This window comes from Pseudomonas guariconensis, from assembly GCF_900102675.1.
Taxonomy (GTDB): Bacteria; Pseudomonadota; Gammaproteobacteria; order Pseudomonadales; family Pseudomonadaceae; genus Aquipseudomonas; species Aquipseudomonas guariconensis.
The window spans coordinates 184185-204268 of sequence record NZ_FMYX01000006.1 but is presented as its reverse complement, the minus strand read 5'-3'; the positions used below and the strand labels follow the sequence as shown (position 1 = coordinate 204268).

General features: G+C 61.6%; 18 protein-coding genes. 11 read left to right on the top strand and 7 right to left on the bottom strand.

Features of this window, described 5'->3' with window-relative positions; genetic code table 11:
- Window positions 1-40 precede the first annotated feature (40 nt).
- Window positions 41-583, top strand: coding sequence for a PadR family transcriptional regulator (locus BLS27_RS12540; RefSeq protein WP_043206492.1), 543 nt, complete (start codon window positions 41-43; stop codon window positions 581-583).
- Window positions 580-1341 carry a siderophore-interacting protein gene (locus BLS27_RS12535; protein ID WP_043206491.1) on the top strand — a complete coding sequence of 254 codons (762 nt, stop codon included), beginning with the start codon at window positions 580-582 and terminating at the stop codon, window positions 1339-1341. Before BLS27_RS12540 ends, BLS27_RS12535 begins: the two co-directional genes overlap by 4 nt.
- 150 nt (window positions 1342-1491) lie before the next feature.
- Here the strand turns inward: BLS27_RS12535 and BLS27_RS12530 are convergent, their stop codons facing one another.
- Window positions 1492-2133: a Pr6Pr family membrane protein gene (locus BLS27_RS12530; RefSeq protein WP_043206490.1), complete on the bottom strand. Its 642-nt coding sequence runs from the start codon at window positions 2131-2133 to the stop codon at window positions 1492-1494.
- On the bottom strand, window positions 2133-2354 hold the full coding sequence (locus BLS27_RS12525; RefSeq protein WP_043206489.1) for a VF530 family protein: 222 nt from the start codon (window positions 2352-2354) through the stop codon (window positions 2133-2135). The genes BLS27_RS12530 and BLS27_RS12525 overlap by 1 nt, the downstream gene beginning before the upstream one ends.
- A 177-nt stretch (window positions 2355-2531) precedes the next feature.
- On the opposite strand from BLS27_RS12525, the gene BLS27_RS12520 reads away from it, so the two are divergent.
- The 4 genes from BLS27_RS12520 (at window position 2532) to lon (ending at window position 11207) form a co-directional block, all read left to right on the top strand.
- Window positions 2532-4565: a TonB-dependent receptor gene (locus tag BLS27_RS12520; protein ID WP_090345015.1), complete on the top strand. Its 2034-nt coding sequence runs from the start codon at window positions 2532-2534 to the stop codon at window positions 4563-4565.
- A gap of 295 nt (window positions 4566-4860) precedes the next feature.
- Window positions 4861-6207, top strand: a complete 1347-nt coding sequence (locus tag BLS27_RS12515; RefSeq protein WP_043206487.1) for a carbohydrate porin — start codon at window positions 4861-4863, stop codon at window positions 6205-6207.
- Window positions 6208-6237: 30 nt separating this feature from the next.
- Window positions 6238-8649, top strand: coding sequence for a glucose/quinate/shikimate family membrane-bound PQQ-dependent dehydrogenase (locus BLS27_RS12510; protein ID WP_090345013.1), 2412 nt, complete (start codon window positions 6238-6240; stop codon window positions 8647-8649).
- A 134-nt stretch (window positions 8650-8783) separates the two neighbouring features.
- The gene (gene lon / locus BLS27_RS12505) at window positions 8784-11207 is read left to right on the top strand and encodes an endopeptidase La (protein WP_090345011.1); all 2424 of its coding nucleotides are present in this window, start codon (window positions 8784-8786) and stop codon (window positions 11205-11207) included.
- A gap of 31 nt (window positions 11208-11238) precedes the next feature.
- Here the strand turns inward: lon and BLS27_RS12500 are convergent, their stop codons facing one another.
- From BLS27_RS12500 to BLS27_RS12490, 3 genes are all read right to left on the bottom strand, one after another.
- Window positions 11239-12177, bottom strand: a complete 939-nt coding sequence (locus BLS27_RS12500) for a hypothetical protein (RefSeq protein WP_090345009.1) — start codon at window positions 12175-12177, stop codon at window positions 11239-11241.
- A 64-nt stretch (window positions 12178-12241) separates the two neighbouring features.
- A complete protein-coding gene (locus BLS27_RS12495) occupies window positions 12242-13240 on the bottom strand; it encodes an alpha-xenorhabdolysin family binary toxin subunit B (RefSeq protein ID WP_090345007.1) in 999 nt (332 codons plus the stop codon).
- Window positions 13241-13260: 20 nt separating this feature from the next.
- Entirely contained in the window at window positions 13261-14421 is a 1161-nt protein-coding gene (locus BLS27_RS12490; RefSeq protein ID WP_043206481.1) for an alpha-xenorhabdolysin family binary toxin subunit A, read from the bottom strand.
- A 125-nt stretch (window positions 14422-14546) separates the two neighbouring features.
- Between BLS27_RS12490 and BLS27_RS12485 the strand changes: the two genes are divergently transcribed.
- The 3 genes from BLS27_RS12485 (at window position 14547) to cmoB (ending at window position 16719) form a co-directional block, all read left to right on the top strand.
- Window positions 14547-14945, top strand: a complete 399-nt coding sequence (locus tag BLS27_RS12485; protein ID WP_043206480.1) for a protease inhibitor I42 family protein — start codon at window positions 14547-14549, stop codon at window positions 14943-14945.
- 77 nt (window positions 14946-15022) lie between these two features.
- A complete protein-coding gene (gene cmoA / locus BLS27_RS12480; protein WP_070574921.1) occupies window positions 15023-15766 on the top strand; it encodes a carboxy-S-adenosyl-L-methionine synthase CmoA in 744 nt (247 codons plus the stop codon).
- Complete coding sequence (gene cmoB / locus BLS27_RS12475) at window positions 15763-16719, top strand: tRNA 5-methoxyuridine(34)/uridine 5-oxyacetic acid(34) synthase CmoB (protein WP_090345004.1); 957 nt, start codon at window positions 15763-15765, stop codon at window positions 16717-16719. The genes cmoA and cmoB overlap by 4 nt, the downstream gene beginning before the upstream one ends.
- Window positions 16720-16787: 68 nt before the next feature.
- Here the strand turns inward: cmoB and BLS27_RS12470 are convergent, their stop codons facing one another.
- Complete coding sequence (locus BLS27_RS12470; RefSeq protein ID WP_043206477.1) at window positions 16788-16991, bottom strand: DUF2790 domain-containing protein; 204 nt, start codon at window positions 16989-16991, stop codon at window positions 16788-16790.
- A gap of 264 nt (window positions 16992-17255) precedes the next feature.
- Between BLS27_RS12470 and BLS27_RS12465 the strand changes: the two genes are divergently transcribed.
- Complete coding sequence (locus tag BLS27_RS12465) at window positions 17256-17930, top strand: heavy metal response regulator transcription factor (protein ID WP_043206476.1); 675 nt, start codon at window positions 17256-17258, stop codon at window positions 17928-17930.
- The gene (locus tag BLS27_RS12460; RefSeq protein WP_090345002.1) at window positions 17927-19309 is read left to right on the top strand and encodes a heavy metal sensor histidine kinase; all 1383 of its coding nucleotides are present in this window, start codon (window positions 17927-17929) and stop codon (window positions 19307-19309) included. Before BLS27_RS12465 ends, BLS27_RS12460 begins: the two co-directional genes overlap by 4 nt.
- Window positions 19310-19352: 43 nt before the next feature.
- Here the strand turns inward: BLS27_RS12460 and pdxJ are convergent, their stop codons facing one another.
- Window positions 19353-20075 (bottom strand): pyridoxine 5'-phosphate synthase, encoded by a 723-nt coding sequence (gene pdxJ, locus BLS27_RS12455; RefSeq protein ID WP_232111557.1) that lies wholly within the window; start codon window positions 20073-20075, stop codon window positions 19353-19355.
- Between the last annotated feature and the right edge of the window lie 9 nt (window positions 20076-20084).

The following is a 20084-nucleotide window of genomic DNA, read 5'->3' as shown; positions in this document are numbered from 1 at the left end:
ATATCTTTCGATATATCGAAACACACGGAGCCGTCTCTCCATGCGCGACCACGTCCCACACGACCCCTTCGAACGCCGCCCCGCCCGGGGCGAGCGTGGCCCGCGGGTCTTCGCCCCTGGCGATCTGAAGCTGTTGATGCTGTCGATGCTGGCCGAGCAGCCCGGTCACGGTTATGACCTGATCCGCCAGATCGAAAGCCTGTTCGACGGCAGCTATACCCCAAGCCCGGGGGTCATCTACCCGACCCTGAATTTTCTCGAAGAAGCCGAGCTGATCACCGGCCAGGTCCAGGGCAGCAAGCGCCTCTACGTCATCACCGAAGCGGGGCGTGAGGCCTTGGCCGAGCAGGCGGTGGCGCTCGATGGCGTGCGTATGCGCATCGAAGTCAGCAAACGCGCCCTGCGTGGGCACGATCGCCCGCCAGAGATCCACGAAGCAGTCGGTAACCTGCGTCACGCCCTGCACATGCATAGCGGTCGCTGGACGCTCGAGGAGATCGAGCGGGTACGCACCCTGCTCAACGACACTGCCAAGGCCATCGCCTCAGGCCCCACCGAGGCTGTTACGGAGAACACCCCATGAGCGATACCATCCATCGCGTCAACCATGAAATCCGCCAACGCCGCCTGCAGGTGCTGCGGGTCACCGACCTGACCCCGCGCATGCGCCGCATCACCTTGGGCGGCCCAGAACTGCAAGGCTTCACCAGCATGGGCAGCGATGATCACATCAAGCTGCTGTTCGCCCTCTCCCCCGAAGAGCAACAGGCCATCGACGCCCGCAATCTCGGTCGCGATGGTGGCGCTCGTCCGACCATGCGCGAGTACACGCCCCGACGCATCGACCTGGTGGCCAATGAATTGGATATCGATTTCGTGCTGCACGGCGATGGCCCGGCGTCCACCTGGGCGGCGCAGGCTGCACCGGGCCAAACCCTGGACATCGCCGGCCCACGCGCCTCGATGGTGGTGCCGGACCTATTCGACAGCTACCTGCTGATTGGCGACGAAACCGCGATCCCCGCCATCGGTCGACGTCTCGAAGAATTGCCTGCTGGCCGCCGGGTGCTGGCGCTGATCCAGATCGAAGACGAGCAGGAGCAGCAGCCATTGCCGAGCAAGGCGCACGTCGAGGTGATCTGGGTGCATCGCCACCAGGACGACCTGTTGGCCATGCTCGAGCAACTGGCGCTGCCGCCCGGTGCGCTGTACGCCTGGGTTGCGTTGGAAAAGACCCTGACCCGCCAGGCCAAGGCATTGCTGCTGGAAAAAGGTGTGAAGGACGATGCGCTGAAAGCTGCGGCCTACTGGCGCCAGGACGGCAGTGTCGATGACGAATGATGTTCTGCAGCTCATGCATTGCAGGTACAACTGGCTTGCTCTGTAGCGTCCTCTTCGCAGGTAAACCCGGTTGCGCAGGTACTTCGGTGCTATAGGGAACACCGCTGTACCTGTGGGAGCAGGGTTACGCGCGAACGGGCCGACACTGCCTCAATAGGCCTGCGTCAACCGACGCCCCCGCCAGCGATCCACCCCGACCAACACCAACCCGATCCCCCAGAATCCCACAAGCACGCCCAAGGCATTGAGCAGCACCTGCCCATAGCCAAGAGTCGCGACATCGATGAACGGGTACGCATAAACGCCGATTTCCCGCCCCCGCCACAAGGCATAGGCAAAATACATTGCTGGGTACAGGGTCCACGCCGCCAAGTGCCACAGCCGCAAGCTGCCCTTGGGCACCTCACGCCACCAATACAGCACGCATACCAGCGGCATCACATCGTGCAGCAATTCATCGGCCACCCATTGCCAGCCCTGGGGTTGCCACAGATGGCGCAGCAGCACGCTATAGGCGAGCGCGACCAGCACGATGCTCGCGGTGATGCCGGAACCCACCACGGGCGAAAGGAAGAACCGCTGCGCACTCGACGCCCGGCCAAACGCCGCATAGCTAAGCACTGTCGCGACCAGGGTATTGGTCAGCACCGTGAAGTAACCAAACACATTCACCAGACCGCCGATCAGGCTAGCCTGCTCCTCCCAGCGGGCCCACAGCACCAGGTAGACCTGTATCGCCAGGCCCGTCCAGCCGAGCCACGCGGCGAAAGTCAGCCAGGGATGACGCGGCATCAGCCAGCCCGCTGGAGTTTCACGTAGAGCTGCTCGACCTTCTCCCGCGCCCAGGGCGTCTTGCGCAGGAAGGTCAGGCTCGACTTGATGGTCGGGTTGCTCTTGAAGCAACGAATGTCGATGCGCTCGGCCAGGCCTTGCCATTGGTAGTGGGCCACCAGCTCGGTGAGGATCTGCTCCAGCGTCTTGCCGTGCAGCGCGTTGTGTTGGGCCGTGCTCATGCCTGTGCTCCCGCGGGTAAAGATGCGCACCTTACACGAGTGTAGTGACAGGCGGCGCTGATTCGGCGTTGCGAGTCGCATTTGCACGAAGCACTGGCCAAAGCGTGAACCCTTGTGCTGCAATAGAGATGTTATATTGTAACAATAAAGCTCTCTGCCAAGGAACGTCACACCCCCATGCGTCACATGTCCCTGCGCCTCTCCCCCCTCGCTGTCGCCCTCTGGCTGGCCTCCATGCCCAGCCAGGCCGTGGAACTAGAACCTCAGGTCATCACCGCCAACCCCTTGGGCAATCGCCAATTCGCCGCGCCCAACACGGTGCTACAAGGCGACGACCTGCTGCATCAACAGCAAGGCAGCCTGGGCGAGACCCTCAACAAACAGCCCGGCGTCGCTTCGACCTGGTTCGGCCCCGGCGCTAGTCGCCCGGTGATCCGCGGCCTGGATGGCGACCGGATCCGCATCCTGCGCAACGGCGTGGGCGCACTGGATGCTTCATCGCTGTCCTATGACCACGCCGTCCCGCTGGATCCGGTCAACGTCGAACGCATCGAAATCGTCCGCGGCCCGGCCGCCCTGCTCTATGGCGGCAATGCCATCGGCGGTGTGGTCAACACCTTCGACAACCGCATTCCCGACTCGCCCATCGAGGGGATCCACGGCGCCGGCGAGCTGCGCTACGGCGGCGCCGACACCACCCGCAGCAGCGCCGGCAAGCTGGAGGCCGGCAATGGGGCTTTCGCCTTGCACCTGGACGCCAACAGCCGCCAGTTCAACGACCTGCGTATCCCAGGCTATGCCCGCAGCTCGAAAGTGCGCGACAGCGATGAGCCCGGCAGCCGTCATCGACTGGAAAATAGCGACGGACGCCAGGATGGCGGCGCCATCGGCGGTGCGTACCATTGGGACCGGGGCTACACCGGCCTTTCTTACAGTCGCTACGACAGTAACTACGGCTCGGTCGCAGAGCCCGGGGTCCGCCTGGACATGCAGCAAGATCACTATGGTTTTGCCAGCGAGCTGCGCGACCTCGAAGGCCCGTTCAGCTCGATCAAAGTCGATGCGGGCTACACCGATTACCAGCACCGCGAGATCGAAAGCGGCGAAGTTCACACCACGTTCAAGAACAAAGGCTACGAGGCGCGGGTCGAAGCACGCCACCAGCCCTTCGGCCCCGTCGAGGGCGTCCTGGGCGCGCAAATCAGCCGCAACGAATTCTCCGCCCTGGGCGAGGAAGCGTTCGTCCCCCACACCGACACCGACAGCCTGGCGCTGTTCATGCTCGAACAATGGCAGACCAGCGAGCGCTTGAACCTGAGCCTCGGCGCGCGTCTGGAACACACCCGCATCGATCCGGATGCCAAGGGCAACGCCACCTTTGCCAGTGCCGACAACTCGGAAAGCTTCACTTCCGCAAGTCTCTCGTCCGGCGCGGTGTACCAACTCGACCCGGTCTGGTCGCTGGCCGCGAACCTCGCCTACACCGAGCGCGCCCCGACCTTCTACGAGTTGTACGCCAACGGCGCACACGTAGCCACGGGCGCCTTCGAAGTGGGCGACCCGAACCTGAACAAGGAAAAAGCCGTTTCCACCGACCTGGCCCTGCGCTTCGACAATGGCACCCACAAGGGCAGCGTGGGCGTGTTCTACAGCCATTTTCGCAACTACATCGGCCTGATCGGCACCGGCAACCTGCGCGAAGGCCACCACCACGATCATGATGATCACGATCACGATCATGGCGAACTGCCCGAATACCTGTACCAAGGCGTGCGCGCCCGGTTCTATGGCATCGAAGCCCAAGACCGCTGGCAGTTGGCCGAAAACCGCTACGGCAGCTTCGCACTGGAGCTCTCAGGCGATTACACCCGCGCCAAGAACCTTGACAGTGGCGAGCCTCTGCCGCGTATCGCGCCGCTACGCCTGAACAGCGGTTTGCTCTGGGAACGGGATCGCTGGCAAGCGCGGGTCGACGTGCAGCACGCGGCCTCGCAGCACCGCAAACCCGCCAACGAGACCAGTACCGACGGCTACACCACCCTCGGCGCCAGTCTGGGCTACCGCTTCGATATCGGTCAGAGCGACTGGCTGGTATTCGTGCGCGGAGAAAACCTGACCGACCAGACCGTGCGTTATGCCAGTTCGATCCTGCGAGACATCGCACCAGCGCCTGGACGCAGTGTACAGGTGGGATTGCGTACCTCGTTCTAAGCATTCTGGCGGCGCCATGGGCCCAATCGCGATGGTCCGGAGCCAGGACAAGCCAGTTCCCTCAGTGGCGCGGGAGCTGGCGAAGCCTACAAAAGGCTGCCCAACTGCCCCAACTATTACTCTCTGAGCAACAATCCGCTGCGACAATTTGTCTTTTTTTCTTACAACTTCCCCTATATCCTCCACGCCGCACGCTGAAACGCTTCATCCACGAACCTTGCAGCCATCTCCATTGAAGGGCCCGCCCTTCGATGCGCTTGCCGTTTTTTCAATAATCAAAAGATAGCGCTATCTCATGCTCCAACTGCCCAAAACCCGTTTTTCCAGCTTCGCCCTCGCCACTGTTCTGGGCGGGTTGTCGTCCACCAGCGCAGCCCATGAGCTGTTCGCCAGCGACTCCCCGTGGATGCTTGGCGACTGGGGTGGCACCCGCACCGAATTGCTGGAAAAAGGCTACGACTTCACCCTCGGCTACACCGGCGAGATGGGCAGCAACCTGCACGGCGGCTATGACCACGACCGTACCGCGCGCTACAGCGACCAGTTCACCTTCGCCAGCCACCTTGATCTGGAAAAGATCCTTGGCTGGCAGGATGCCGAGTTCAAGCTGGCGATCACCGAACGCCATGGCCAGAACATCAGCAACGACCGGATCAACGACCCCCGGGTCGGCGGCTTCACCTCGGCCCAGGAAGTCTGGGGCCGCGGCCAGACCTGGCGGCTGACGCAGATGTGGATCAAGCAGAAGTACTTCGATGGCGCCCTGGATGTGAAATTCGGGCGCTTCGGTGAAGGCGAGGACTTCAACAGCTTCCCTTGCGACTTCCAGAACCTGGCCTTCTGCGGCTCCCAGGTGGGCAACTGGGTGGGTGGCATCTGGTACAACTGGCCCGTCAGCCAGTGGGCCCTGCGCGTTCGCTACAACCTCAACGACTCGCTGTACGCCCAGGTCGGCGTCTTCGAACAGAACCCCTCGAACCTTGAAAGCGGTAACGGCTTCAAGCTCAGCGGCAGCGGTACCCAGGGCGCGGTCATGCCGATCGAACTGGTGTGGAGCCCGCGGGTCAATGGCTTTGAAGGGGAATATCGCGCTGGCTACTACTACAGTAATGCCAAGGCACAGGATGTTCTGAAGGACAGCAACGGCCAGCCGGCTGCCTTGAGCGGCCAGGCCTATCGCAGCAGCTCGAGCAAGCATGGCTTCTGGCTCGGAGCCCAGCAGCAAGTGACGTCGCTGGCCTCGGACCACTCCCGCGGCTTGAGCCTGTTCGCCAATGCCACGATGCACGACAAGAAGACCAATGCCATCGACAACTATGTTCAGGCAGGTGTGGTGTACAAAGGGCCCTTCGATGCCCGCGCCAAGGACGACATCGGTTTCGCCCTCGCCCGCGTGCACGTCAATCCCGGCTATCGCAAGAATGCCCGCCTCATCAACCAGGCCGCCGGCCTGGACGATTACGACAACCCTGGCTACCTGCCCGTCCAAGACACCGAATACAGCGCCGAGCTCTACTACGGCATTCACCTGGCCGATTGGCTCACCGTACGACCCAACCTGCAATACATCCGCCATCCAGGCGGTGTGTCGCAGGTCGACGCCGCCCTGATCGGCGGCCTGAAAATTCAGAGCAGTTTCTAACCCACCCCTTCGACCTACGGAGAACATACGATGAGCACTGACGGTGCCAAGAATGGAACCCGCTGGCTACCGCGCCTTCTGGGCGTGCTGCTGTTGCTGATGGGCCTGGCCCTGCTGGCAGGCGGCATCAAGCTGAGCCAGCTGGGAGGATCCCTGTACTACCTTATCGCCGGCATTGGCTTTGCCCTGTCCGGCATCCTCCTGCTGGCCATGCGCCGTATCGCTTTGGGCCTGTATGGCTTGGTGCTGTTGGGCAGCACGATCTGGGCACTGTGGGAAGTCGGCCTGGACTGGTGGCAACTGGTGCCACGTCTGGCGATCTGGTTCGCCGTCGGGGTCGTCCTGCTGCTGCCATGGGCACGTCGTCCCCTGATCGGCCCGTCATCGAAAATCAACACCGCGCTGCTCAGCGTCGCGGTGGTCGCCGCCGGCGCCAGCGCCCTGGGCAGCCAGTTCACACACCCGGGCGAGACCTTCGGCACGCTCAATCGCGACAACAGCGAAATGGGCAGCGCAGCCCCCGACATGCCGGACGGCGAATGGCAGGCCTACGGCCGTACAGAACACGGCGACCGCTACTCGCCGCTGCGCCAGATCACCCCGCAGAATGCCTACCGACTGGAAGAAGCCTGGCGCATCCGCACCGGTGACCTACCGACCGATGACGATCCGGTAGAGCTGACCAACCAGAACACGCCGCTGAAGGTCAACGGCATGCTCTATGCGTGCACCGCTCACAGCAAGCTGCTGGCCTTGGATCCGGACACCGGTGCCGAGATCTGGCGCTTCGACCCGCAGATCAAGAGCCCTACCGGCTCGCTCAAGGGCTTTGCCCACATGACCTGCCGCGGCGTTTCGTACTATGACGAAAACCGCTACGTCAGCCGCGACGGCAAGCCTGCGCCAAAGATCTCCGACGCAGGCCAGATCGTGGCCCAGACCTGCCCGCGCCGCCTGTACCTGCCGACCGCCGACGCCCGCCTGATCGCCATCAACGCCGACAATGGCAAGGTCTGCGAAGGCTTCGCCAACCAGGGCGTGATCGACCTGACCACCGGCCTTGGGCCCTTCACCGCCGGCGGGTACTACTCCACCTCGCCAGCGGCGGTCACCCGCGAGCTGGTGATCATTGGCGGTCACGTCACCGACAACGAGTCGACCAATGAGCCGTCCGGCGTGATCCGCGCGTACGACGTGCACGACGGCCACCTGGTGTGGAACTGGGACAGCAACAACCCAGAGGACACCAAGCCACTCACCGCCGGCCAGACCTACAGCCGCAACTCGGCCAACATGTGGTCGATCGCCAGCGTCGACGAAGACCTGGGGATGATCTACCTGCCGCTGGGCAACCAGACCCCCGACCAGTGGGGCGCCGACCGTACTCCAGGCGCCGAGAAGTACAGCGCCGGTATCGTCGCCCTGGACCTGGCCACCGGCAAAGTGCGCTGGAACTACCAGTTCACCCACCACGACCTGTGGGATATGGACGTGGGCAGCCAGCCGACCCTGGTGCACCTGAAAACCGACGATGGCATCAAGCCCGCGGTCATCGTGCCAACCAAGCAAGGCAGCCTGTATGTGCTAGACCGTCGCGACGGCACGCCGATCGTGCCGATCCGTGAGATTCCGGTCCCCCAAGGCGCCGTCAAAGGCGATCACACCGCACCGACCCAGGCACGTTCGGACCTCAACCTGCTCGGCCCCGAGCTGACCGAAAAGGCCATGTGGGGCGCAACGCCGTTCGATCAGATGCTCTGCCGTATCCAGTTCCGCAGCCTGCGCTACGAGGGCCAGTACACCCCGCCGTCCGAGCAGGGCTCGCTGGTCTACCCAGGCAACGTTGGCGTGTTCAACTGGGGTAGCGTGTCGGTCGACCCAGTTCGCCAGGTGCTGTTCACCTCACCGAACTACATGGCGTTCGTCTCGAAGATGGTGCCCCGCGAGCAAGTCGCCGCCGGCAGCAAGCGCGAGAGCGAGACCAGCGGCGTGCAACCGAACACCGGTGCGCCCTACGCGGTGATCATGCATCCATTCATGTCGCCTTTGGGCGTACCGTGCCAGGCGCCGGCCTGGGGTTACGTCGCGGCGATCGACCTGTTCACCAATAAGGTGATCTGGAAGCACAAGAACGGCACCACCCGCGACAGCACTCCAGTACCGATCGGCCTGCCGGTCGGCGTACCGAGCATGGGTGGCTCGATCGTCACCGCAGGTGGCGTAGGCTTCCTCAGCGGCACCCTGGACCAGTACCTGCGCGCTTATGACGTGCACAACGGCAAGGAGCTGTGGAAAGCCCGCCTGCCAGCGGGTGGCCAAGCCACGCCAATGACCTACACCGGCAAGGATGGCAAGCAGTACGTGCTGGTCACCGCCGGCGGCCACGGCTCGCTGGGCACCAAGATGGGCGACTACATCATCGCCTACAAGCTCGCCGACTAAGCGGCAAGCGACAAAAGAAAGCGGGGCCTACGAGGCCCCGCTTTTTTCTTGCAGCTTGCAGCTCGAAGCTCAAAGCTTGAAACCCATCCCCCCCCGCCCCATCTAAGCACCATAGTCATTTGCGCAGGTGCCCCATGAGCGACCAGCAAGATCTACCGGACCATCCAGACGAACACGAAACAGTCGAACATCTCCACGCCAAGGCCACCCCCGGCCACCACCTTGCCCTGCCCGGCCAACAACTGCCGGACAAGGTCTATGTGATCCCGATCCACAACCGCCCGTTCTTCCCGGCCCAGGTCCTGCCGGTGATCGTCAATGAAGAACCTTGGGCAGAAACCCTGGATCTGGTCGCCAAGACCCCGCACCACTCCCTGGCCCTGTTCTTCCTGGACGAGCCGCCAGAAGACCATCGTCATTTCGACACCTCTTCCCTGCCGCAGTACGGCACCTTGGTCAAGGTCCACCACGCCAGCCGCGAGAACGGCAAGCTGCAGTTCGTCGCCCAGGGCCTGACCCGGGTGCGCATCCGGACCTGGCTCAAGCACCATCGCCCGCCCTACTTGGTGGAAGTGGACTACCCGCATCAACCCGCCGAACCCACCGACGAGGTGAAGGCCTATGGCATGGCCCTGATCAATGCGATCAAGGAGCTGTTGCCGCTCAATCCGTTGTACAGCGAAGAGCTGAAGAACTACCTCAACCGCTTCAGCCCAAACGACCCATCGCCCTTGACCGACTTCGCCGCCGCGCTGACCTCGGCTACCGGCGCGCAGCTGCAGGAAGTGCTCGACTGTGTGCCAATGCTCAAGCGCATGGAAAAAGTCCTGCCGATGCTGCGCAAGGAGGTCGAGGTCGCGCGTCTGCAAAACGAGATCTCCGCCGAGGTCAACCGGCAGATTGGCGAACACCAGCGCGAGTTCTTCCTCAAGGAACAGCTCAAAGTCATCCAGCAGGAGCTGGGCCTGACCAAAGACGACCGTAGCGCCGACCTGGAGCAGTTCCAGCAGCGCCTGGAAGGCAAGACCCTGCCGGAGCAGGCGAAAAAGCGCATCGACGAGGAAATGAACAAGCTGTCGATCCTCGAGACCGGTTCGCCGGAATACGCCGTCACCCGCAACTATCTGGACTGGGCCACCGCACTGCCCTGGGGCATTTACGGCCAAGACAAGCTTGACCTCACCCATGCGCGCAAAGTCCTCGACCAGCATCACGCCGGGCTGGACGACATCAAGGATCGGATCCTGGAGTTCCTTGCCGTTGGGGCCTGGAAAGGCGAAATCAGCGGCTCCATTGTCCTGCTGGTCGGCCCGCCCGGGGTGGGCAAGACCAGTATCGGCAAGTCCATCGCCGAAAGCCTCGGCCGGCCGTTCTTCCGCTTCAGCGTCGGCGGCATGCGCGACGAGGCGGAGATCAAGGGCCACCGACGCACCTATATCGGCGCCCAGCCGGGCAAGCTGGTGCAGGCCCTGAAGGACGTCGAGGTGATGAACCCGGTGATCATGCTCGACGAGATCGACAAGATGGGCCAGAGCTACCAAGGCGACCCGGCCTCGGCGCTGCTCGAAACCCTCGACCCCGAACAGAACGTCGACTTCCTCGACCACTACCTGGACCTGCGCCTGGACTTGTCCAAAGTGCTGTTCGTTTGCACCGCCAACACCTTGGACTCGATCCCCGGCCCACTGCTCGACCGCATGGAAGTGATCCGCCTCTCCGGCTACATCACCGAAGAGAAACTGGCGATCGCCAAGCGCCATCTATGGCCCAAGCAACTGGCCAAAGCCGGAGTCGCCAAATCCAGCCTGAGCATCAGCGACAGCGCTCTGCGCATGGTGATCGAGGGGTATGCACGCGAGGCCGGTGTGCGCCAACTGGAAAAACAGCTGGGCAAACTGGTGCGCAAGGCAGTGGTCAAGCTGCTCGAGACGCCGCAGGCCAAGCTCAAGATCGGCACCAAGGACTTGGAAGCGGCACTCGGTATGCCGGTGTTCCGCAGCGAGCAGGTGCTCGCTGGCAAGGGCGTGATCACCGGCCTTGCCTGGACCAGCATGGGCGGGGCCACCTTACCGATCGAAGCCACCCGTATCCATACCCTCAACCGTGGCTTCAAGCTCACCGGCAAGCTGGGCGATGTGATGAAGGAATCGGCCGAGATCGCCTACAGCTATGTCAGCTCGAACCTGAAGCAATACGGTGGCGACCCGAGCTTTTTCAACGAAGCCTTCATCCACTTGCACGTACCCGAGGGCGCCACGCCCAAGGATGGGCCGAGCGCCGGCATCACCATGGCAAGCGCCCTGTTATCGCTCGCCCGGGACCAGGCGCCGAAAAAAGGCGTGGCCATGACCGGTGAACTGACACTCACCGGGCAGGTGCTACCGATTGGTGGGGTCCGTGAGAAGGTAATCGCCGCACGGCGACAGAAGATCTTCGAACTGATCCTGCCAGAGGCCAACCGCGGCGACTTCGAAGAGCTGCCGGACTATCTACGTGAAGGGCTGACTGTGCATTTCGCCAAGCGCTATGCCGACGTGGCGAAAGTGTTGTTCGCTTGATTGAACAGAGGGGCCACGGCCCCTCTGTTTTTCAGGCAAAAGCCTCACGCAATCGCTGCGCGTGCACGGCAACCTGTTTCCACTGTCCCAAGAATATTTTGAAGTACACCATGAAAAGCGCCAGCTCTCGCTGGCGTTTCACTTTGCTCAAATGATTGTGTGCACTTTCGACATACGTGCCTATCGCTTGCCAAGCCGTATGAAGTTTTTCAATATTGCCATGCACGCCAGCCAGCTGTAGATCACGCACGCCAAACAAAGCCCTAAGCTGCTCGCGATCTTCTTCTTCAAAAGTCGCTTTCCGACAGTTTGTCCAAAACGGCTCGAATCTCAGCGTGCACTTGCGCACCTCAACCGTATCAAGCGCTTTGATCACCCTATCCAGGTCGGGTTGTAATTCACGCCGGTGCGTTTCGCGAAAGTCCTCGATACCTGACATGTATTCAGTGAGATGGATGTCAAAGGCCTCGACCTCCCTCCGAAGACTGACCACGTATGCAACCATTGTTTCCACACGCGTCAAATCCCTGGGACTGAGTGCCAAATCCTTTTCGCGAGACAACGCCTCCCATCTATCTGCATCACCGTTCGCCATCTCGAGCCGAGACGCAATGTTCTGTATTTCTGCACTCCGCTGCGTGACCGTTTGGGTATGCCCGACCAATGCCTGACTCAGCGCACTTCCACGCTCACGCAAGGACCACCAAAAACCACTCCTGTAGGACAGCCTAGCGATCAGCCGTTCCAAATTACCAATATTCAGGACTGGCTCAGAGACATACGAATAGCTCACCCAACGCGCCAATCGTCCTTGAGGTAAATCGTGAACCCTGCGGACATAGGCATCCAGCTGCGCAACAGAGGCTTTTAGATCACCCACGCCGCTTCGCGCCTGTTTGAAGAGCGCTGCCACTCGCACTTCCATCGCCCGTGCAGCGCTCCCCATCGGCATCAGCATCCTTTGTTCCATGAGCATTAACTCCGTAAGCCTGACCGCCGCTCTGATGAATGGCAGTCAGGCTATTGATCACGAATCAAAATGCATTGCTGATCTGCTTGATCATGCTGCGCTGATAAGCCAGGAGCGTCTTCAAAAACGCATCGATAGCACGCAGGTCTTCGATTCCCTTGTACTTGGCGTTCTTCAGCAGGTTGTAGAAACTCCCCAACGCCATGCTCAGTGCATTCAAGGCAATCAGGCAGGCCTTACGTTGCGCGACGAGCCTAGGCACATTTTCCAGCGCCTTGAGCTGTTGACGGCATGTCGCCAGGGTTCGGCTATTGGCGGCAAGGTCCCGCTGCAGCGTTCTGAGTCCGAGTGTCAATTGCCGACGCTCTGCCTGCAGTCGGCTGTAATTGAGGTCGGCAGACAACTGTCCAAGCGTTTTCTCCAGGTTTTTCAGGGCCTGGGCTGCGGCCTCACTCAGTAAGGCGATCTGCCCACCGGGCACTGCCAGCGCAGCCAATTGCTCGGGCGTGGGAATCAGGCCGTCGAACTTGACCTCGATATCGATAGCTTCCAGCGCTTTGAGGGCGGTATGCAGTGCCTCGATCTTGGACGACTCGGCGTCTATTTCGGCTTTCAAGGCGACACTGGTCGTTTCCAGTTCCATCTGCTGCCTGAATAAACGGGCTTCGTCGCGGGAGGCGTTGGGGGCAGACAAAGCCGACAACTCCGTAGAGGCATTCTTTACGCCACTGATTTGAATCGTCAGATTCGACAGCACTTTATTGATAGTTTCCTGGGCAATGAACAGAAGCTCAGGGTCTTCGCCGATGTCCTCAAGCGCATCGACGATATCCTCTAACCCGCTTGCATGCAGCTCTGCCTCCATCCGCAGGGCTTGAGTTGCCATTCGCTTGGTAATGCTGTCCAGAAACTTGGCATGTCGCTCAATCGATTCATACAACGTCGGCAAGGGCTTCAGGTTGCCCTGCTGCCACTCAAGCAGGAAAACACGGGTCGTCGAGAGAATGTCGTCCAGTACGGGTTGCTGGCTGGCAGGCGACAGATAAGAAACCTTGGCATTCATGGTAATAGTCCTTTAATGAATTAGCGTGCCGATGCGGCATTGTCGAAAACCGCTGTCAGTTGCAGCGAAGTGCGCTCGATTTCCTTCCACTGCCGGAGGAATCGTTTGAAAAAGATCAGAAAGATCGCCAGCCGCTGGCCATCTGTGATCTTTCCGAGCTCTTCGATGGAGCTGGTGATGTAGACCTCGACACGCTCCCAGACCGTCTGCAAATGGGAGGCTGAGGTCAGGACATCGTTAAGACGCACGTCCAGATCATCCACAAACTGGGTCATTTCCTTGAGCCGGCCTTCCAGATTCACACGGGCCTTCAGTTTCGCTGCGACCCCCCTGCGCTGTTGTTCTAACTTTTTACGTTGCTTACGCGCAGATTCTGCTTTGGCGCCATAGATCGCACCGCCGACAATAGCCCCAAGCGGCCCCCCAGCGAGGCTGCTCAGTCCGTTGGAGAGGTACCTGTCGTATTCTTTTTTAAGTTCGCCGATCTCGACGTCGAGGGCTTTGAGTTCAGTGCGCAACGCTTCAACCAGCCCGTCTTGTTTCTTGCGTTTTAGCGCCTTGTCCTTGTTGCCGACTGCAGGCAGCAACTCCTTTTTAACGGTGTCCCTGAAGGCTTCGCTGTCTTTCTTTACACCGTCTACACGCTTGGCATAGTTCCTGACATCGTCGTTGAGGATTTGCATGTACTCGACCAGTTGCGTGACGGCTTTCTGGTCCTCGGCGCCCAGTTTGACCGGCCTCGCGAGCGCCACTTGCTCCCAGGTCATTTGCGGTTTCAGAAATCTCAGGCGACTGCACTCTGCAACAATTTCCTCGCCAACGACATCGATCAAGTTGGCGGTGGTTGCCAGTTCGCTCGAGAGCCGCTTGCTGCGATCTGACAGTGTTGTCCAGGCGTTGGCATGACGACGCAGCCCCTCAAACAGGCTGGACATGGCCGAGGGCTTCAGCTCAGGCTCATCGATGGTCTTGTAGCCCAGCCATTGCTCAACGGTTTGTGGGGTCTTGGGCAGACCAAAAACAAAATTGGCATATTGGTTGATGGTGACGATGTGCTCGCGGCTGAGTGTCAGGCCGCCTTCATTACTACCGTCGCGCTCGGCCATTGCTGTAACCATTGCTACAGGTTGGCTGGCCGCCTCATTTGCCAGCGTTTCATAGCTGGCTCTTTGGAAACTCATACATTTCTCCTTGTACCCAAACCGGGCTGGTTTGGTGGTACAAAGTTATGACTCGCCCCGATGAGTCATCAGATGGCAATCGTTCCTCCTACAAGATCTATTGGCATATTCAGACAGGAGACTTCATGAGATCTCGCCTTGCACTGTTTCCCCTGGCCTTCGGGCTGTTGAGCGCCTGCAGCCAAACCCCGTCCTCCCCTGAACCTATCGTTCTGGAAAAAGCCAGTGAATGCCCAATCACCCTGGTGCCCGGACAAACATTGACCTTGCGTTTGCCCAGCAATCCCAGCACCGGTTACCGCTGGCTGGTTCAACACCCGGCGGCCAACATCCTGCGCAGCCTGGGCCCTGAGGTGTATAGCGATCCAGAAGACACAGGTGTGGTGGGCAGTGCAGGCCAGTCCTTGTGGCGCTTCCAGGCCCAGGGCCAAGGCGTGAGCCATCTCATTCTGGTGTATCAGCAACCCTGGGCACCCGAAGTGCGCCCTGCACAGACCTTCGACTGCGCCGTGACGGTCGACTGAACCTGCCCAGAGGCGATGCGCAAACGGTCAGGGTTGGCTAAAATGCACGCTCTTTACCACCCCCACCTGGTACTTCCGTGAGCCAACAACCCGACCGCCTCTTCGCCCAGCCCTTGGAGCAGGTGCCCGACTTTGCCTTCAACGAGGACGTGGTGCGGGTGTTCCCGGACATGATCAAGCGTTCGGTGCCAGGTTACCCGACCATTGTCGAGAACCTCGGCGTGCTCGCCGCCCGCTTCGCCCAGCCGCACACTGCGCTGTACGACCTGGGCGCATCACTGGGCGCGGTGACCCAGTCCCTGCGCCGGCACGTGCGTGCCGACGGCTGCCGGGTGATTGCGGTGGACAATTCCGCAGCCATGGTCGAGCGCTGCCGTCAGTACCTCACCGCCCAGGACTCGATGTTCCAGGAACTGCTGCCAGTACAGGTGCTGGAGGCCGATATCCTGGCCCTGCCCTTCGAGCCGGCCTCGGTGGTGGCGATGAACTTCACCTTGCAGTTCATCGCCCCGGACCAACGCCTGGCACTGCTAGGTCGCATCCGCCAGGCGCTGCTGCCCGGCGGCGCGCTCGTCCTCTCCGAGAAGCTGCGTTTTGCCGATGACCAGGAGCAGGACCTGCTCAACGAGTTGCACCTGGACTTCAAGCGTGCCAATGGCTACAGCGAACTGGAAATCGCCCAGAAGCGCAGCGCCATCGAGAACGTGATGAAACCCGACACCCTGCAGACCCACAAAGACCGCCTGCATGCCGCCGGCTTCTCCAAGGTCGTGCCTTGGTTCCAATGCCTCAATTTCGCCTCACTGATTGCCCTGCCATGATCGACCTCTCCCCCCTCGTCCGCCGCCTGGCGGGCACGCCCCTTGCCACGTGGTCCCAAGGCCTGCAAGCACAACTGCACACCAAGCTGGAGAAAGGCCATGGCGATCTCGATCGTTGGCGCGGCGCGCTGGATGCCCTGCCGGATCTGCTGCCCAGCGAGGTCGACTTGCAAAACGGCCTGCGTCTGGACAGCGACTGTGACGATGCCACCCGAGCCCGGATGCACCAAGCGTTGATGGGGCTCTCGCCCTGGCGCAAGGGGCCGTTCGACCTGTTCGGCGTCCACGTGGACACCGAATGGCGCTCTGACTGGAAGTGGTCGCGGGTAAGCCCGCATCTGGATCTGAAAGGCAAACGCGTGCTCGACGTCGGCTGCGGCAATGGCTACTACCAGTGGCGCATGCTAGGTGCCGGCGCCGACATGGTGATCGGCGTGGACCCCAACTGGCTGTTCTTCTGCCAGTTCCAGGCCGTGCAAAAGTACCTGCCGGAGCTTCCCGCCTGGCACCTGCCCTTCGCTCTGGAAGAGCTGCCAGCGAACCTAGAAGGCTTCGACACCGTGTTCTCCATGGGCGTGTTCTATCACCGACGCTCGCCCATCGAGCACCTGCTGGCGCTCAAGGACTGCCTGGTCAAAGGTGGCGAGCTGGTGCTGGAAACCCTGGTCGTCGAGGGCGACGAACACCAGGTGCTGGTGCCCGAGGACCGCTACGCGCAGATGCGCAACGTTTGGTTCCTGCCGTCGGTGCCGGCCCTGGAGCGCTGGCTGCGCCGTGCCGGGTTCAGCGACGTGCGCTGTGTCGATGTCAGCGTCACCAGCGTGGACGAGCAGCGCAGTACCGACTGGATGCGCTACCAGTCGCTCGCCGACTTCCTCGACCCGAACGATCACAGCCGCACCATCGAGGGCCTCCCGGCCCCACGTCGCGCCACCTTGCTGGCACGCAAATAAAAAAGGCGCCCCCGTAGGGGCGCCAGACTCGCCTTCGTCAGAGGAGCGACTGCGAAGGCGGCTACACGTCAATCCTTGGCCAATTCACGGGCCTTCTCGTTCGCCTTGCGCTCACGCGCCACCACGGCTTGCTCTTTGTCGCCATGCAGGCGCTGCTGGTCTTGCCGGAACGCCTCCCAGAACTGCCTGGAACGCTCGGCGCCGCCTTCGGCCATTGCCCCAGAACTGCCCAAGGCGAGTACAGCCAACAACAAGTATTGGGTCAGGTTCATCGTGTTTGCCTCGTGATAACCAGTCGTTCGAGGCCATCGTAGCGAGGCGCAGCTAACGCCAAGGTGAGTCGGACATTACAGTGTTGCAAGACTTGAGCGGCGTTTCGGCACAGACTTGCGCAACGCCTTTCAGCCACATGTCCGGCCCATTACAAATCCGTTATTCAAGCTTTCCGCTCGGTTGCATCCCGTAACATCGGCAACCTTGACCCTGATCTCGCTACAGGGTCGAGAATCGCCACCTTTCATTACACCGAGCTTCCCATGCGCCTACTGATCATCGAAGACGAACTGCGTACCGCTGATTACCTGCAACAGGGTCTGCGCGAGAACGGCTACGTGGTCGACTGCGCCCATACCGGTATCGACGGGCTGCATTTGGCCCGCCAGCAGCCCTATGACCTGGTGATTCTCGACGTCAACCTGCCCGGCCTGGACGGCTGGAGCGTACTGCAACGCCTGCGCAGCGAATCGGCCACGCGGATCATGATGCTTACGGCCCATGGCCGCCTGGACGACCGGGTCAAAGGCCTGGACCTGGGCGCCGACGATTATCTGCTCAAACCCTTCGAATTCCCGGAATTGCTGGCTCGAATCCGCAGCCTTCTGCGGCGCAACGACCAGCATCTGCAACCGAGCACCCTGCGCGTCGCTGACCTGGAACTGGACCCTGGCCGCCACCGCGCCTACCGCGCAGGGCGGCGCATCGACCTGACCGCCAAGGAGTTCGCTCTGCTGCACCTATTGATGCGCCAGAGCGGCGAAGTGTTGTCGCGCACGCAGATCATCTCGCTGGTCTGGGACATGAATTTCGACTGCGACACCAACGTGGTGGAGGTGTCGATCCGTCGCCTGCGGGCCAAGATCGACGACCCGTTCGACGACAAACTGATCCACACTCTGCGCGGCGTGGGCTACGTGCTCGAGGCCAGGCCATGAAACCTGCCAGCCTGTCCTTGCGCCTGGGGTTGTCGGTGACCCTGATGGGCGCCACGCTGGTGCTATTGCTGGCTTGCCTGGCCGTGTTCGCTCTGCAGCACGAACTGGACAGCCGCGCCCGCAAAGACCTGGACCGTAAGATGCTGCAGATCGAACACAATCTGCGCGTCGATCTACGCAACGAGGATCTGGCCCGCCGCGCCCATCCCTTGCTCGATGTGATCATGGGCCATGACAACCTGAGCCTGAGCATCCTGGCGCTCGACGGTCGTCACCCCTTGCTGCTGAGCCTGGGACCTGCGCTGGAAGCACGCCTGAACGAGCTGCCGGTCGGCGACCGGCTGAGCTTCCACGAGTGGCGCGACAGTGCCGATGCCCAGATCCTCACCGCCACCCGCCTGATGCGCCTGCGCGACGACACCACCGTTCGGGTGATGATGTCGCTCAATCGCGCCGACGATAACACCCTGCTCCAGGCCTACCTGAACTCGACATTGTTGGCCCTGCCCTTGTTGCTGGTACTGATCGGCCTCAGTGCCTGGAAACTGATGCAAATGGGATTGCGCCCTTTGCGTCACTTTCGCCGGATTGCCGGGCGCGTCTCGGCCCAGGACCTGGGGCATCGCCTTCCCGACACAGGCTTGCCGGTGGAACTGGCCGAGCTGGCCAAGGCCATCAATGTCATGCTCGATCGCCTGGATCAAGGTGTACGCCAGCTCTCGCAATTCTCCGATGATCTGGCCCATGAGCTTCGCACGCCCATCGGTAATCTCATGGGCAAGGCCCAGGTCACCCTGGCCCGGGACCGCGATGGCACCTATTACCGGGAAGCACTGGAGGACAGTGTCGAGGAATTGACCCGCCTCAACCGCATCATCAACGACATGTTGTTTCTCGCCCAAGTCAGCCAACCCCAGGCCCAGGTAATGCTCGGGCCACTGGCCCTGGCTCAGGAAGCGGAGCGGGTCTGCGAACTGTTCGCCGTCAGCGCCGAGCTCAAGGGGATCGAACTGCATCTGCAGGGTTGGGGGACGGCCATGGCCGATCGCTTGATGTTCCAGCGGGCGCTGTCCAACCTGTTGAGCAATGCCATCCGCCACAGCCCAGAGAACCAGGTGGTGACGGTCCTGATCGAACGTCAGGGCGATGAGATACACCTAGGGGTGCGCAACCAGGGGCCAGGCATAGCCGGGTGTCATCTGCCGCACCTGTTCGAACGCTTTTACCGCGCAGGATGCGGACGCTCGCGGCTGGAGGGTGGGACAGGATTGGGACTGGCGATCGTGAAGTCGATCATGCAGTTGCATGGCGGACGAGTCGAGGCCAGCAGCACGCCTGCTGGCCCTACCCGCTTCACCTTGGTATTCCGAGCGCAATGACGGGGGCTGTACCGGCGAAGGGGCCAGTACAGCCGAACGGCAATTAGCGAGAAGCCGCTACGATCAGCGCCTTCATCTCGGCCACAGCCGCCTTGAAACCGACGAACAGCGCATGGGCCACCAGCGCATGGCCGATGTTCAGTTCATTGATGCCCTTGATCGCCGCCACCGCCTCGACGTTGTGGTAGTGAAGGCCATGGCCGGCATTGACGATCAGCCCCTGCCCTACCCCCACGGCCACGCCGTCAATGATCCGCTGCAGCTCTTCGGCCACCTCGGTCGGGGTTTCGGCATCGGCATAGCGGCCGGTGTGCAGTTCGATCGCCGGTGCACCGACACGGCGCGAAGCTTCGATCTGACGCGCGTCCGGATCGATGAACAGTGAAACTTCAGCCCCTGTGCGCGACAGACGCTCCACCGCAGCCTTGATCCGAGCCTCCTGGCCGGCGACGTCCAGGCCACCCTCGGTCGTCAGTTCCTGGCGGGTTTCAGGCACCAGGCAGATATGCGCCGGACGGATCTTCTCGGCGAAGGCCATCATTTCTTCGGTGATGCCCATTTCGAAGTTCATGCGGGTCTGCAGCACGTCCTTGAGCAGCAGCACGTCGCGCTCCTGGATATGCCGGCGGTCTTCGCGCAGGTGCACGGTGATACCGTCGGCGCCCGCTTCCTCGGCATCCAGCGCGGCCTTGACCGGGTCTGGGTAACGGGTGCCCCGGGCCTGGCGAAGGGTCGCCACGTGGTCGATGTTGACGCCAAGAAGCATGCGGTTGCT

Coding starts and splice junctions, on each gene's coding strand:
- BLS27_RS12540 (WP_043206492.1), top strand. CDS start 41: ATGCGCGACCACGTCCCACACGACCCCTTCGAACGCCGCCCCGCCCGG.
- BLS27_RS12535 (WP_043206491.1), top strand. CDS start 580: ATGAGCGATACCATCCATCGCGTCAACCATGAAATCCGCCAACGCCGC.
- BLS27_RS12530 (WP_043206490.1), bottom strand. CDS start 2,133: ATGCCGCGTCATCCCTGGCTGACTTTCGCCGCGTGGCTCGGCTGGACG.
- BLS27_RS12525 (WP_043206489.1), bottom strand. CDS start 2,354: ATGAGCACGGCCCAACACAACGCGCTGCACGGCAAGACGCTGGAGCAG.
- BLS27_RS12520 (WP_090345015.1), top strand. CDS start 2,532: ATGCGTCACATGTCCCTGCGCCTCTCCCCCCTCGCTGTCGCCCTCTGG.
- BLS27_RS12515 (WP_043206487.1), top strand. CDS start 4,861: ATGCTCCAACTGCCCAAAACCCGTTTTTCCAGCTTCGCCCTCGCCACT.
- BLS27_RS12510 (WP_090345013.1), top strand. CDS start 6,238: ATGAGCACTGACGGTGCCAAGAATGGAACCCGCTGGCTACCGCGCCTT.
- lon (WP_090345011.1), top strand. CDS start 8,784: ATGAGCGACCAGCAAGATCTACCGGACCATCCAGACGAACACGAAACA.
- BLS27_RS12500 (WP_090345009.1), bottom strand. CDS start 12,177: ATGGAACAAAGGATGCTGATGCCGATGGGGAGCGCTGCACGGGCGATG.
- BLS27_RS12495 (WP_090345007.1), bottom strand. CDS start 13,240: ATGAATGCCAAGGTTTCTTATCTGTCGCCTGCCAGCCAGCAACCCGTA.
- BLS27_RS12490 (WP_043206481.1), bottom strand. CDS start 14,421: ATGAGTTTCCAAAGAGCCAGCTATGAAACGCTGGCAAATGAGGCGGCC.
- BLS27_RS12485 (WP_043206480.1), top strand. CDS start 14,547: ATGAGATCTCGCCTTGCACTGTTTCCCCTGGCCTTCGGGCTGTTGAGC.
- cmoB (WP_090345004.1), top strand. CDS start 15,763: ATGATCGACCTCTCCCCCCTCGTCCGCCGCCTGGCGGGCACGCCCCTT.
- BLS27_RS12470 (WP_043206477.1), bottom strand. CDS start 16,991: ATGAACCTGACCCAATACTTGTTGTTGGCTGTACTCGCCTTGGGCAGT.
- BLS27_RS12465 (WP_043206476.1), top strand. CDS start 17,256: ATGCGCCTACTGATCATCGAAGACGAACTGCGTACCGCTGATTACCTG.
- BLS27_RS12460 (WP_090345002.1), top strand. CDS start 17,927: ATGAAACCTGCCAGCCTGTCCTTGCGCCTGGGGTTGTCGGTGACCCTG.
- pdxJ (WP_232111557.1), bottom strand. CDS start 20,075: ATGCTTCTTGGCGTCAACATCGACCACGTGGCGACCCTTCGCCAGGCC.